Here is a 13,940-nt window from a genome sequence, read left to right on the forward strand (position 1 = left end):
AGCTATGTCAATCAGATGCTATTGCTTCTGACATCGTTTCCAGTGCCTGCTCAATGCTCTCGCTATCCAACCAAGTTAAGTCATCCCAGCTGCGTAACCAGGTGATTTGACGCTTGGCCAATTGACGAGTCGCGCATACACCACGAAACACAGCTTCGTCACGTGTACACTCCCCGTCTAAATACTCCCACATCTGCCGATAACCGACGCATCGTATTGAAGGAAGATCAGGGTGAAGATCTTCACGTGCATACAATGCTTTTATTTCATCTTCAAAACCCGCTTCCATCATCTTCTCGAAGCGCAACTCAATTCGGCGATGAAGTTCTGCCCTATCCTTGGGGGCTATTGCAAACTGTTTGACACGATATGGTAGGCTGTCGCCTTTAGTTTGAGTCAACTCAGTCAAAGTTTTACCTGAAATACGAAAAACTTCCAACGCCCTAGACAAACGCTGCGGATCATTGGGGTGAATTCTCGCAGCTGACACAGGATCAACCTCTTTGAGTTCATCGTGCAACACTGACCAACCTTTAGTCAATGCTTCTTGTTCAATTTGCTGGCGAATATCAGGGTTTGCAGCAGGAAGTGGGGATAAGCCTTCAAGTAACGCCTTGTAATACAGCATCGTCCCACCGACAAGAAGTGGGATTTTTCCTTCTGCAACAATATCATCCATCGCCTGTAATGCATCTCGGCGAAAGTCCGCTACTGAGTAAGATTCACTTGGGTCTAAGATATCAATCAAGCGATGAGGTGCTAAACTTAACTCTTTTTCGTCTGGCTTCGCCGTGCCGATGTCCATTCCCTTATATATCAAAGCAGAATCGACACTGATGATCTCAACAGGAAACTTTTGGCGAAGACGAATCGCAAGCTCTGTTTTGCCTGATGCAGTCGGCCCCATCAAGAAAAGAGCCAAAGGGAGTTTATCTGTCATGGTTTTAATTTGGCTATCGTGGCAGAGAAATCAACAATAGATACAAATTTCGTATCTTCTAATGGCAATTGACCATGCCTTAACTGTTCAAGTTCCGCAATAATTTGAATCGCTTCGGAAAAAGTATAGTGGCTCTTCACCTTTGTGACCTGCAATGCCAGCCAATCGATCAACTCGGATAGCATCTGAGCCGTAGCTATCTCTTCCTTCACACAAGATTGCACGTAAGATAACAGATCTGGTATCAAATTTTGTAAGTTTTGTTGGCGTAAAGGGGCTGGAACCCCCATGATCATTAAGGCTTGCTCATTTCTAGTCTTCAGTTGAACTCCTAACAAAGCCAAGTCTTGCTGGTAATCTTGAGCCAGCTTCACCAACTCGACATCCAACTTAATCGATAATGGCACCAGTAATGGCTGCGCCTTCAATGGGCCCTCACTTGGCGTGAGTTGCCCTTTTATGCGATAAAACTCCGCGCGTGGTAACGAGACTAAGGTCGTACCGCTGTCGCTACTCATCAATACGTACTGCTCTTCGACCATTGCCAACGCTTTACCCAATGCCTTTACTGGGGGTTGTTGAGCTTCAGCACTATAAGCAACTTCGGTTTTCTCAGCAGTCGTTTGAGGATGTGATTCCGGTGTTTTCAACAACTCATGATAGGCGCGAACTTCTTGCTTGTTTGGAGCAGATTCAATATGACGTGCTTGGTTTTGTGTTGGCTTGGAGTCCACCCAGTCATTACGTTTGAATGATTCGGCAACGCGCGGCTCTCTTACCGAGGAGTCGGCCGATGTATGCGAGGCGGATTTCGATTCGTAATCGCGGCGTCCTGGATAAGCAGGCGTGTTGTCTATCGCTTGATAGACACGTTCCGGTACAGGCGTCGCCTCAGCTACAGGCACTTCTGAAGGCGAGTTAATATCTTGCGCAGGCTCAGTGTGATGGAACGCTGATTCGTTAACGTGTGGCTTTTCTATCACTGCACTTTGCGCCAAGGCATCTGTGAGTGCTTGATATATAAAATCGTGCACTAAGCGAGCTTGATGGAAACGCACCTCATGCTTAGCAGGATGAACATTGACATCTACCTGATGCGGATCAAGCTCGATAAAGAGAACGTATGCGGCAAATTGATCCGGTTTTAAGCTGGTTTCGTAACTCTGACGAATCGCGTGATTGATCAGCTTGTCACGCATCATACGGCCATTGACATAACAGTACTGCAAATCGCTTTGCTGCCTTGCGCCATCTGGCGTTGTTATCCACCCATGTAGTTTTAAGCCTTGATGTTCCAGCTCAACCCTCAACATATGGCGGACAAAGGCATTGCCACATACCGCCGCAATACGCTTCTCGGTTTGCGGCTGATTTTTCGCCGCACGGTATTGACGAATGATTTTACCGTTATGGCGTACATTGATGGTGGCATCAAAACGACTTAAAGCGATACGCTTGAGTAGTTCATCAATATGAGCAAATTCAGTTTTCTCGGTACGAAGGAACTTACGACGAGCAGGCGTATTAAAAAATAAATCCAACACTTCGACAGTGGTGCCAATTGGGTGCGCGGCCGGCTGAAGTTTGACCTGCATATCTCGCCCTTCAGAGTAAGCACTCCAAGCCTCCTCTTGCGTCGCTGGTCGCGACGTGAGAGTCAAACGCGATACGGAGCTAATACTCGCTAACGCTTCCCCACGAAACCCTAAGCTCATGATCGCTTCGAGATCATCTAAGGTGTGTATCTTCGACGTTGCATGACGACTAAGTGCTAAGCCAAGCTCATCTTTCGTGATACCTTTGCCGTTATCGCGAACCCGAATAAGCTTAGCGCCCCCTTTCTCAATATCAATATCGATTCGAGTTGCACCTGAATCAAGGCTATTTTCAACCAGCTCTTTGATCACTGAGGCAGGTCTCTCGACCACTTCCCCTGCGGCTATTTGGTTTGCTAACCTCGCTGGCAAAATTTTAATCGTCATAATGACTTAAAAGCTCACTTACTTATTTGGAATGATCAAGAACTGCCCTACAGAAAGTTGGTCTGAGCGTAAGTTATTGGCTTTACGAATGCTTGAGACGCTGACTCCGTATTTAGCAGCTATCTTACCAAGATATTCACCTCGAGACACTTTGTGCTTACGAATCGGCTTGTCTTTGACTGCAACGGTAATTTTGAGCTTCTGTCCCACCCATAAGGTATCAGACTTCAAGTGGTTCTCACGCCGGATGTCAGATACTTTCACTTTATAATGGCTCGCAATTTTACCTAAGTACTCCCCAGGCTTAACCGTATGAGTAATGGTTTCTGTCTCAACCGTAATCGGTTTACTTGGCACCTTAATCGAGCCAGTCGAAGGAATTCTGAGTTTCTGACCTATTGCCAACCCTGTCGACTTCAATTTGTTTGCCGACATCAGCGCCTTTGAGCTAGTTCCATATTGATGCGCAATCACCGACAAAGATTCTCCGCGTTTAACTACGTGCACCAGCGGTTTCGCTGAAGGCGAAAATACCGTGCCTTCTGGTGGGTTCTTTTTCAAATATTGCACTACTGCCTTGGTGATCGCTTGGGCCAACTTATCCTGATGGGCTCGTTGGAAGAGCAATCGCTCTTCCGTAGGGTTGGAGATAAACCCTGTTTCCACCAGTACAGATGGAATTTGCGGAGAACGCAAGACCGCGAGACTGGTATTGATTGGCTTCGTATTGTGCAAGTGCGCAACGCGTCCCATTTCACCCAAAATCTCGGTCGCGAGGTTATAGCCTTCTTTCTTTGAATGACTAAACTGCAGATCCAATAAGGTTTGGTTCACGTTACGATCTTTGGTCTTAGTGGCAAAGGCATTACCCGAACCACCTAACAATTCCGATTGCTTCTCATGATTTTCAACCCAACGAGCAATCTCGGTGTTTGCACGGCGAGTGTTCAAAACGAAAACGGAACCTCCACGTGGCTTAGGAGACGTAAACGCATCTGCGTGAACAGAGATTAGCAAATGTGCGTCATTTTCCCGAGCAATCGCGACGCGACGATTCAAGTTAACAAAATAGTCCCCAGTACGAGTCATTCGGGTTTTGATTCCCGGCGTTGCATCAAGCTGAGCCGCTATTTTACGAGAGATACTTAATACCGCGTCCTTCTCATACTTACGACGAGACGGACCAATTGAACCGGGGTCTTCACCACCATGACCGGGATCGATCACAATCAACACTTCTTGAGCACGTTGCACTGTACTCATGTTTTTACTGTTTGCAGATGCTTTACTCGCCTTGGAGGCCGATGTCGACTTTTTCTTACCGTGTGATAGATCAAGCACCAAACGATGGCCATATTGCCCTCCAGGTGTCGGACTTAATGTAAATAACTCTGCTTGAGCACTTCTTTTGAGCTCAAAGACCAAACGATACGTCCCCTTTTCTGGCGGAGTGCTTTTACGTACGAGCTTCAGGACAGGGCTATCAGAAACCGTGACTGGCAACTTCGCTTGCATCGTGGTGTTTTTCAGATCCACCACAAGGCGATCCGGTCCAGATAATGAGAAATAGGAATAGTCCGCTTCCGAGCCTAAATCGATGACAACACGGGTTTCATCTGGTGAAGGCCAAACTCGAAAGCTCTTAACGACGTTAGCAAATGCTAAGTTGGGGATGATAAGGAGAAAAGTGGCGACAAACGTCGCCACCACTCTAAAATTTAAAAAACTCAACATTGCTCCAATCGACTAAGTAACTGCATGCCATAATTATTGTTCGCGGTTAGTTCGGCAACACGCTGCTCACCTTGATAGCGAAGGTTCACATCAAGATCCGGCTGAGGCAGCAAACCATGCCCTTTTTCAGGCCATTCAACTAAACAAATGGCATCGTCAGTGAAGTAATCTCGAATACCCATAAACTCAAGCTCTTCAGGATCAGCAAGACGATAAAGATCGAAATGATAAACTTGCCACTTATCCAATTGATACGGTTCGACTAAGGTATAAGTCGGACTTTTCACATTACCTTGATGCCCAAGAGCACGGACAAAACCACGGCTGAAGGTCGTTTTACCCGCCCCCAAATCACCATGCAGATAGATCGTGGTTTGTTGAGAACAAAGGTGAGCCAATGCGGCACCCAGAGCTACCGTATCGTGTTCATCTTTTAAATTAAATTGTTTCGTGCTCATTGATGCTTCTCTAACTAATGATCGCTGACTATATAAAAATCAAAAGAACAGGGATAGTAAACCGTGTTGGTTTTGAGAGACAAGCTTTCAAATGTCATATGTGCGAAAAAAGTTGTATCACAATTGTATCTTAACCTCCGCAATATCAGTCTAGATGTATAATATACTTAAATAACTTCAAAATGCAGGATTCAAAGCGATGCCACCGACACGAGCTCAAGAAGAAAAGTGAAGTGCTGTGGCAAGCCCAAAAACGAACATAACTAGGTAGCACCAAAGCTAGAGATCCGTTAAGATCCGCCCCCATTTATTTTGGTGGTTAACATGAACAACGAACAACTCGCACAACAAATCAAAATTTGGGGAAAAGAGCTTGGCTTTCAAAAAGTCGGAATCTGCGATGTTGACCTTAGTGAGCATGAAGCCGCACTCCAGAAATGGCTCGACGCCGGTTATCACGGTTCGATGGACTGGATGGCTCGTCATGGAATGATGCGCGCCCGACCTGCGGAGCTGTTAGCAGGAACGATGCGCGTCATTAGCGTGCGGATGGACTATCTCCCACCAGAAGCACAGTTTGCATCCAATCTCGCGAATAAAAATCACGCTTACATTAGCCGTTATGCGCTAGGACGCGATTATCATAAACTGGTACGCAAACAGCTCAGCAAGTTGGGGAAGTTAATCGAACAAGAGGTTGGTCAATATGGTTACCGCCCTTTTGTTGATTCCGCCCCGATATTAGAACGTCCTCTTGCCCAAAAAGCCGGGCTAGGCTGGACAGGTAAGCACTCTCTCATTTTAGATAAAGAATGTGGCTCGTGGTTCTTCTTAGGTGAACTTCTGATTGATCTGCCGCTACCAGTGGACGAACCCAGTACCGACCAGTGTGGGAAATGCACAGCGTGTATTACATCATGCCCAACTCAAGCGATCGTTGAAGACAAAGTCGTCGATGCAAGACGCTGCATTTCTTATCTGACGATTGAGTTTAATGGGGTTATCCCAGAAGAATTTCGCAAACCTATCGGTAACCGAATCTATGGTTGTGATGATTGCCAGCTGGTGTGTCCTTGGAATCGCTACGCCGATATAACCGAGCAAAGTGATTTTCATCGCCGTGAAAGTGTCAGCAATCCTGACCTAGTTGCTATGTTTTACTGGGATGAAGTGACCTTTCTAAAAGCAATGGAAGGCTCTGCTATTCGTCGAATAGGACATTTACAGTGGCTACGTAATATTGCTGTCGCACTTGGCAATGCCGAATACAGTCAACGAGTCATTGATGCTCTGGAAACTCGGCAAGGTGAAAGTAAATTACTTGATGAACACATCGAATGGGCGCTTGCCCAGCAACTGAATCAGCTCCCTATTGAAGACAAAATATCTATAGAGACAAAGAAAAAGCGCTTAATCAGAATTATCGAAAAAGGCTTACCAAGAGACGCATAGCGCGTAGCCTATATTCAAGAGATTGAAATGAATTTTGCATGATCAATTCATGACCTTGTTCTCAATTTTTAAATGTGGAAAAAATTTTGAGATTCAATAGAAAAGAACTTGTCGGGAAAAGTTAAACACATCTTGAATAAATGACTAGGATCAAAAAAACATAAGGTAATGATCCTATCGCAATACATCCGATCCGAAGAAAAACTTATTTTCTTTTTATTTAACAATGGTTTAAGAGTTATTTCTTCATCATCGCCGTTATTTAATAACGAAAAGATCTTTCTCTCCCCCCAAAAAAAGTTACACTAAAAACACTTTATCAACCAACTTATCCACAGAACGCCGTATGTGGATAACTCTGTTAATTAAAGTAGATAAAACACGCCAAACATCACTATTGCTTATACGCCAGCCGATTCATATCATGTTTTAAACACGAACAAAATCGTCCGACACCATATAATGCGGATTGAAACTTATTTTTAGGGATTGATGCTTCTCAGCATTATGAAAAGAGCGATGTGATTTGGTTGCGAGATATCCATATAAATCAGGTCACGCATCCGGAGACGAAATGAAGATTAGAGAAACTGTAACCACGTAAATTATCGTCTTGAATTGGTTGCGGGGGCTGGATTTGAACCAACGACCTTCGGGTTATGAGCCCGACGAGCTACCAAACTGCTCCACCCCGCGTCCGTATTGTGTCACCGTTGGGTACGATGAAGACCTGACTTTCTGTAAAGAAAGAAACTGGAGCGACACACGAGGTTCGAACTCGTGACCTCAACCTTGGCAAGGTTGCGCTCTACCAACTGAGCTAGTATCGCATATTAACAGCAATCGCTATTAATGAAATGTGGTTGCGGGGGCTGGATTTGAACCAACGACCTTCGGGTTATGAGCCCGACGAGCTACCAAACTGCTCCACCCCGCGTCCGTATTGTGTCACCGTTGGGTACGATGAAGACCTTACTTTCTAACGAAAGAAAGTGGAGCGACACACGAGGTTCGAACTCGTGACCTCAACCTTGGCAAGGTTGCGCTCTACCAACTGAGCTAGTGTCGCATATTAACAGCAATCGCTATTAATGAAATGTGGTTGCGGGGGCTGGATTTGAACCAACGACCTTCGGGTTATGAGCCCGACGAGCTACCAAACTGCTCCACCCCGCGTCCGTATTGTATCATCGTTAAGCACGATGAGGGCTTTACTTTCTAACGAAAGAAAGTGGAGCGACACACGAGGTTCGAACTCGTGACCTCAACCTTGGCAAGGTTGCGCTCTACCAACTGAGCTAGTGTCGCATATTAACAGCAATCGCTATTAATGAAATGTGGTTGCGGGGGCTGGATTTGAACCAACGACCTTCGGGTTATGAGCCCGACGAGCTACCAAACTGCTCCACCCCGCGTCCGTATTGTGTCACCGTTGGGTACGATGAAGACCTTACTTTCTAACGAAAGAAAGTGGAGCGACACACGAGGTTCGAACTCGTGACCTCAACCTTGGCAAGGTTGCGCTCTACCAACTGAGCTAGTGTCGCATATTAACAGCAATCGCTATTAATAAAATGTGGTTGCGGGGGCTGGATTTGAACCAACGACCTTCGGGTTATGAGCCCGACGAGCTACCAAACTGCTCCACCCCGCGTCCGTATTGTGTCACCGTTGGGTACGATGAAGACCTTACTTTCTAACGAAAGAAAGTGGAGCGACACACGAGGTTCGAACTCGTGACCTCAACCTTGGCAAGGTTGCGCTCTACCAACTGAGCTAGTGTCGCATCAACAACGTTTCCGCTGTTTAGGGCTGCGAATTATAAGAGCATTTTTTTGTGATGCAAGTCCTTCCTTCAAAAAAACTTTATTTTTTTACTGAACGATGAAAAAGCAACCAAAAGCAACACAAATACCTACACTTTGGATCGCAACCTTAACAGTTAAATCTTAAAAATGGTCTCTCGATAGTACTTAAGTTCCGCTATTGACTCCCGAATATCATCCAAAGCCATGTGAGTGCCTTTTTTCGTGAAGCCATCTAAGATCTCTGGCTGCCAGCGACGAGCCAATTCTTTCAGAGTGCTCACATCAATATATCGATAGTGGAAATACTCTTCTAATTCTGGCATGTGCTTGTACAAGAAACGGCGATCTTGGCCAATACTATTGCCACAAATTGGAGAAGCTCCCTTCGGCACCCACTCTTCTAAAAACTGAATCGTTTGTTTTACGGCGTCTTGCTCTGAGGCTTTACTGTTGCGAACGCGCTCCACCAAACCACTTGCCGTATGCGTATTGGTACACCAGTCATCCATTTTGGTCAGCTCTGCCTCTGGCTGATGAACCGCCAATACTGGACCTTCAGCTAAAATATTCAGCTCACTGTCCGTGACAATAGAAGCAATTTCGATGATTTTATGCGTTTCAGGATCGAGCCCTGTCATTTCTAAATCAACCCAAATTAGGTTTTGATCATTAAAGGACATGGTTACGCCGCCTATTTGTTTATCGATAAAAGAGGTACTATACCTGAAAATACTCGAAACACGATACTCTCACACGGAGCCTAAACTAAGGCTCACTCTTTTGAGTAAATTCACATAAAGTACAGAATTGTGGCAAAAAAGAAAAAGTTAACCAAAGGTCAGGTGCGACGCGTACGCAACAACCAACAAAAGCGCTTAAAAAAACAAGATGACTCCATTCAATGGGATGAAAACATGCTCGGCGCGAGCAAACAAGGCCTCGTGATCACTCGTTTTGGTCAACACGCGGACATCGAAGATCTTGAAACCGGTGAGATTCAACGCTGTAATCTTCGCCGTGGTATCGAATCTTTGGTCTCTGGTGATCGTGTGTTATGGCGCGAAGGGTTGGAGTCCATGGCGGGTATCTCTGGTGTTGTCGAAGCCGTTGAACCTCGAACATCAGTACTGACTCGACCTGATTATTATGATGGCCTCAAACCCGTAGCAGCAAACATTGACCAAATGATCATCGTCTCTTCGGTTTTGCCAGAACTTTCGCTTAATATTATTGACCGTTACTTAGTGGCCTCCGAGACCTTGAACATCTCGCCAGTATTGGTGTTAAACAAAGTCGATCTGCTGACAGCTGAAGACCGTGCCAAGTATGAAGAGTGGCTAAAGGCGTACGAACGTATTGGCTATAAAGTCTTATTGGTAAGTAAGAAGTCTGGTGAAGGTATTGTTGAATTAGAAGCGCTATTGAGTGATCGCATTAACATCTTTGTGGGCCAATCTGGTGTGGGTAAATCGAGTCTCGTCAATGCCCTGATGCCAGAGCTGGAACAAGAGATTGAAGAAGGTGAAGTGTCTGAAAACTCAGGCTTAGGCCAGCATACTACGACCGCTGCGCGTCTATATCATATTCCTACAGGTGGTGAGCTCATCGATTCGCCAGGAGTGCGTGAATTCGGACTGTGGCACTTAGAAGCCGAAGAAGTCACTAAAGCATTCGTTGAGTTTAGACCTTACTTAGGTGGCTGCAAATTCCGAGATTGTAAACATAATGACGATCCAGGCTGCATCTTACGCGAGGCGGTAGAGAAAGGTGATATCAGTAAAACTCGCTTTGACAACTACCATCGCATTTTAGAGAGCATGGGCGAGAACAAAGCGAATCGTCAGTACTCACGCAACAAGAAAGCAGATCTATAACTGAGTTACGCTTGCAACTGTGTAAGAATTCTTCAACTAATACTGACAAGCAAATTAAATTTCAGTAACATCACGCGCCCTAAAGCGCGTATCTAACAGAAATATCGGAAATATAAAGATGGACAAGTTTAAAGTTGGACTGCAGTACTGGATCCCACAACATGGCCTCACTCGCCTAATGGGCAAACTGGCTTCAGCCAAGGCAGGCAGTCTAACAACAGCGGTTATTCGTTGGTTTATCAAAAAATACAATGTGAACATGGATGAGGCAAAACACTCAGATCCTAAGCATTTCAAAACGTTCAATGATTTTTTTGTGCGTGAATTAAAAGAAGGCGCACGTCCAGTCACTGAAGGCGATGAGGTCATCACCCATCCTGCCGATGCTTGCGTTAGCCAATTTGGACCGATTGAAAATGGTCAACTGATTCAAGCAAAAGGTCATTATTTCTCGGCACAGGAATTACTTGGTGGCGATACTAATTTAGCCAACGAATTTCAAGACGGCTCATTCGCTACGCTGTATTTGTCACCGCGCGACTACCATCGTGTTCATATGCCATGTGACGGTACGTTACGTCAGATGATTTATGTTCCTGGTGACCTTTTTTCTGTGAATCCATTAACCGCTGAAAACGTGCCAAACCTATTCGCACGTAACGAGCGCGTGGTATGTATTTTCGATACAGATTTTGGTCCAATGGCACAAGTACTTGTAGGTGCGACTATTGTAGGTAGTATCGAGCAAGTGTGGGCAGGTACGATCACACCACCACGCGGAAATTCGGTCTACAAATGGGATTACCCAGCCCGAGGTGATAAAGCGGTTATCCTGAAGAAAGGCCAAGAAATGGGCCGATTCAAACTTGGCTCTACCGTTATCAACTTGTTCGCTAAAGATGCCATCTCTTTCGATGAAAGTATGGTGAATGGCAAGCTGACGGTTATGGGCACTTCTTACGCCCACAAAAAGTAACACTGAATCAATTGGTAAGAGCCCTAAAATTAGGGCCCTTTTTTTATTGATGAAAAGCAAAATTCCGACCGATATTCACACTCACTTTCTCAAACTCGTACTTGCCTCTAAGACCCTAAAAGCACAATCAATTACCCTGCGATTAGAAATGAATACGTAGAGGGATTGCCAATGCCAACGATGCATGTAAGTACCCTAGCAAAACTGCTGGTGTGCTTTTTTATTCCACTTGGTGTCTTAATGATGCCGATTGATGCCATACCCATCGAGGATCTCACGCTCATACAGCACCGCCTTTTAGCCATTTTTCTTCTCGCTGCGTTACTGTGGGTTCTTGAGCCTGTTCCTGTTTTTGCCACTTCCATTCTTATCATCGCGCTTGAACTGATCATGATTTCCGACAGAGGCTTACATCTCTTTCGTAAACCACCTCCGGGACATGATCTGGGTGAGTTGATTCCTTACACCGACATTTTCTCTGCCTTTTCTTCGCCGATCATCATTCTTTTCATGGGCGGCTTTGCGTTGGCGATTGCGGCCTCTAAATATGAGTTGGATAATAACCTCGCCCGAGTACTGCTTAAACCGTTTGGCACCCAACCTAAGTTCATTATGCTCGGTTTAATGTTGATCACCGCCGTTTTCTCGATGTTTATGTCGAACACTGCAACAACGGTAATGATGCTGGCGCTGCTTGGCCCTATTGTCGCTTCGGCACCCAAAGGCGATTTAGGCATTAAAGCGTTAGTTCTGTGCATTCCTATCGCGGCCAATACCGGCGGCATTGCAACTCCAATTGGTACCCCTCCCAACGCGATTGCGCTGCAGTATTTAACCGGAGAAAACGCGATCAACTTTCTTTCTTGGATGACAATGGGTCTGCCATTTGTGTTGATACAATTGACCATTGCTTGGTTCTTGCTCCAAAAATTGTTTCCGTCAAGCGAAGCTGAAATGCAACTCAAGCTGGACGGCACGTTCAAAAAGAGCTGGCGCGCGATGGTGGTTTATATCACTTTTGCCCTCACCATATTGCTGTGGATGACGACTCAAGCTCATGGGATGAACACTTATGTAGTGGCCATTATTCCACTCGCTGTTTTCACCCTAACGGGCATCATGGGTAAAGAAGAACTCAAGCAGATCAACTGGGATGTTCTGTGGTTAGTCGCAGGTGGTATTGCGATTGGTATCGCCTTAGACAAAACGGGGTTAGCAGAAGCGTTAGCCCACGCGATTAACTACGAAGCACTCTCGCCATTTTCGGTTGTATTGACGCTCTCTGTTGTCTGCTGGCTCATGGCAAATTTTATGTCGAACACGGCCACCGCCAACTTATTGATGCCTATTGCCGCAGCGATTGGAGCGTCAATGCCAAGCTTAGTCGCGATAGGAGGCCTGCAAGGCTTGCTGATTGTGGTGGCTTTCTCCGCTTCACTTGGCATGATCCTCCCCGTTTCGACTCCCCCTAATTCACTGGCTTATTCGACTGGCCTCATCGAAAGTAAAGATATGGCAAAAGTCGGCCTTATTCTCGGCTTAATGGGTCTATTCATTGTTTATGGTGCAATTCTAATTTTCTTCTAATCGCAAAGCTCCGTGACAAGGTGGGTTATCACGGAGCTTATATGCCCATCATTGCCATCACTGAGCGGCTTTTACATCGATAAAATTTCGTGCATATTAAGGCTTCTCGACTCTACAAGGACGTCATTAATCATGGGTTATGAATGGCTTGCTCTGGGCGCCGCTTTTCTGTGGGCGGTTTCTAGTCTAATTTCCGTCATTCCTGCGCAACATCTGGGCGCCTTTTCTTATAGTCGCTGGCGTATGGGCTGCACGGCAGCGATCCTATCCATCATGGCTTGGGTAACAGGTGGCTGGCTGACTGTTTCGATAGAACACGTTACTCCAATGATGGCTTCTGGTTTGATTGGTATCTTCATTGGCGATACCGCCCTGTTTGCTTGCTTGAATCGGATGGGACCAAGACAAGCAGGCTTACTGTTCTCGTGCCATGCGGTGTTCTCCGCTCTCTTAGGTTACTTCCTATTTAGTGAGAGCATGACCGCACTCGAATTGACTGGCGCAGCACTTGTGTTTAGTGGTGTTGTGATGGCCATTTTTTTTGGCCGGCGAGGACAAACCTATAATGTCCTTGAGGAGGTTAAGGGCAACCTCTGGGTAGGCGTAGGACTGGGACTAACGGCCGCAATGTGCCAAGCATTAGGAGGCATCATCGCTAAACCTGTGATGCAAACTAGCGTCGACCCTATCGCCGCTTCAGCGATTCGTATGATCAGCGCCTTTATTGCTCACGGCATGCTGCTAATCGTTGGAGTCAAAGTTGCCCGTTCTACTCAACGTATTACATGGCGCGTTTTCGGTATTACCGCACTGAATGGCTTTCTTGCTATGGCCGTTGGTATGACCTTAATTTTATACGCTTTGCAGCAAGGAAATGTCGGCATGGTTGCGCTGCTATCTTCCACCACTCCTATCATGTTATTGCCACTCCTCTGGGTTTATACCAAACGCAGACCCAATCGATTCGCTTGGTTGGGGGCGGCACTAGCCGTAGTCGGCGCAGGAATTTTAGTCCAGTAACATCACATCGCCCTTACGATCCCCTTAAGCATAAACCGTGTAAGCCCTCTTCTCTAAACAACAAAAAAGCCCGAGCTTTACTCGGGCTTGTGTCTTTTTGAATGTCCGT

Annotated in this window: 10 protein-coding genes and 10 tRNA genes; 5 read left to right on the forward strand and 15 right to left on the reverse strand. The window is 45.9% G+C overall.

Features of this window, described 5'->3' with window-relative positions; genetic code table 11:
- Positions 1-7: 7 nt before the first annotated feature.
- From miaA to tsaE, 4 genes are read right to left on the reverse strand one after another with little or no spacing between them, the layout of a single operon-like run.
- On the reverse strand, positions 8-940 hold the full coding sequence (miaA, locus tag AC3D28_RS10120) for a tRNA (adenosine(37)-N6)-dimethylallyltransferase MiaA (protein WP_488534681.1): 933 nt from the start codon (positions 938-940) through the stop codon (positions 8-10).
- The gene (gene mutL / locus AC3D28_RS10125) at positions 937-2,922 is read right to left on the reverse strand and encodes a DNA mismatch repair endonuclease MutL (RefSeq protein ID WP_488534682.1); all 1,986 of its coding nucleotides are present in this window, start codon (positions 2,920-2,922) and stop codon (positions 937-939) included. The genes miaA and mutL overlap by 4 nt, the downstream gene beginning before the upstream one ends.
- A gap of 18 nt (positions 2,923-2,940) precedes the next feature.
- Complete coding sequence (locus AC3D28_RS10130) at positions 2,941-4,656, reverse strand: N-acetylmuramoyl-L-alanine amidase (RefSeq protein ID WP_098414591.1); 1,716 nt, start codon at positions 4,654-4,656, stop codon at positions 2,941-2,943.
- Positions 4,650-5,114: a tRNA (adenosine(37)-N6)-threonylcarbamoyltransferase complex ATPase subunit type 1 TsaE gene (tsaE, locus tag AC3D28_RS10135; protein ID WP_098414590.1), complete on the reverse strand. Its 465-nt coding sequence runs from the start codon at positions 5,112-5,114 to the stop codon at positions 4,650-4,652. The genes AC3D28_RS10130 and tsaE overlap by 7 nt, the downstream gene beginning before the upstream one ends.
- A 324-nt stretch (positions 5,115-5,438) precedes the next feature.
- Here tsaE and queG point away from each other — a divergent pair, with 324 nt between their 5' ends.
- Positions 5,439-6,566, forward strand: coding sequence for a tRNA epoxyqueuosine(34) reductase QueG (gene queG / locus AC3D28_RS10140; protein ID WP_488534683.1), 1,128 nt, complete (start codon positions 5,439-5,441; stop codon positions 6,564-6,566).
- A 619-nt stretch (positions 6,567-7,185) separates the two neighbouring features.
- On the opposite strand, the gene AC3D28_RS10145 is transcribed toward queG, so the two are convergent.
- From AC3D28_RS10145 to orn, 11 genes are all read right to left on the reverse strand, one after another.
- A tRNA-Met gene (locus AC3D28_RS10145) sits at positions 7,186-7,262 on the reverse strand.
- A gap of 58 nt (positions 7,263-7,320) precedes the next feature.
- Positions 7,321-7,396, reverse strand: a tRNA-Gly gene (locus tag AC3D28_RS10150).
- A gap of 30 nt (positions 7,397-7,426) precedes the next feature.
- A tRNA-Met gene (locus AC3D28_RS10155) sits at positions 7,427-7,503 on the reverse strand.
- Positions 7,504-7,559: 56 nt separating this feature from the next.
- Positions 7,560-7,635 (reverse strand) — tRNA-Gly (locus AC3D28_RS10160).
- Positions 7,636-7,665: 30 nt separating this feature from the next.
- A tRNA-Met gene (locus tag AC3D28_RS10165) sits at positions 7,666-7,742 on the reverse strand.
- A 56-nt stretch (positions 7,743-7,798) separates the two neighbouring features.
- Positions 7,799-7,874 (reverse strand) — tRNA-Gly (locus AC3D28_RS10170).
- A 30-nt stretch (positions 7,875-7,904) separates the two neighbouring features.
- A tRNA-Met gene (locus tag AC3D28_RS10175) sits at positions 7,905-7,981 on the reverse strand.
- A 56-nt stretch (positions 7,982-8,037) separates the two neighbouring features.
- Positions 8,038-8,113: transfer RNA gene (locus tag AC3D28_RS10180), tRNA-Gly, on the reverse strand.
- Positions 8,114-8,143: 30 nt separating this feature from the next.
- Positions 8,144-8,220: transfer RNA gene (locus tag AC3D28_RS10185), tRNA-Met, on the reverse strand.
- Between the two features lie 56 nt (positions 8,221-8,276).
- Positions 8,277-8,352 (reverse strand) — tRNA-Gly (locus tag AC3D28_RS10190).
- 156 nt (positions 8,353-8,508) lie between these two features.
- On the reverse strand, positions 8,509-9,054 hold the full coding sequence (orn, locus tag AC3D28_RS10195; RefSeq protein WP_488534684.1) for an oligoribonuclease: 546 nt from the start codon (positions 9,052-9,054) through the stop codon (positions 8,509-8,511).
- A gap of 129 nt (positions 9,055-9,183) precedes the next feature.
- Between orn and rsgA the strand changes: the two genes are divergently transcribed.
- The 4 genes from rsgA to AC3D28_RS10215 all read left to right on the forward strand — a co-directional run bounded on the left by rsgA (position 9,184) and on the right by AC3D28_RS10215 (position 13,831).
- A complete protein-coding gene (rsgA, locus tag AC3D28_RS10200; RefSeq protein WP_098414587.1) occupies positions 9,184-10,248 on the forward strand; it encodes a small ribosomal subunit biogenesis GTPase RsgA in 1,065 nt (354 codons plus the stop codon).
- 118 nt (positions 10,249-10,366) lie between these two features.
- Positions 10,367-11,224, forward strand: coding sequence for an archaetidylserine decarboxylase (gene asd, locus AC3D28_RS10205; RefSeq protein WP_488534685.1), 858 nt, complete (start codon positions 10,367-10,369; stop codon positions 11,222-11,224).
- A 171-nt stretch (positions 11,225-11,395) separates the two neighbouring features.
- Positions 11,396-12,811 carry an SLC13 family permease gene (locus AC3D28_RS10210; RefSeq protein WP_098414585.1) on the forward strand — a complete coding sequence of 472 codons (1,416 nt, stop codon included), beginning with the start codon at positions 11,396-11,398 and terminating at the stop codon, positions 12,809-12,811.
- Positions 12,812-12,943: 132 nt separating this feature from the next.
- On the forward strand, positions 12,944-13,831 hold the full coding sequence (locus AC3D28_RS10215) for a DMT family transporter (protein ID WP_098414584.1): 888 nt from the start codon (positions 12,944-12,946) through the stop codon (positions 13,829-13,831).
- Positions 13,832-13,940: the final 109 nt, after the last annotated feature.

The organism is Vibrio sp. TAP-3B (assembly GCF_057784735.1).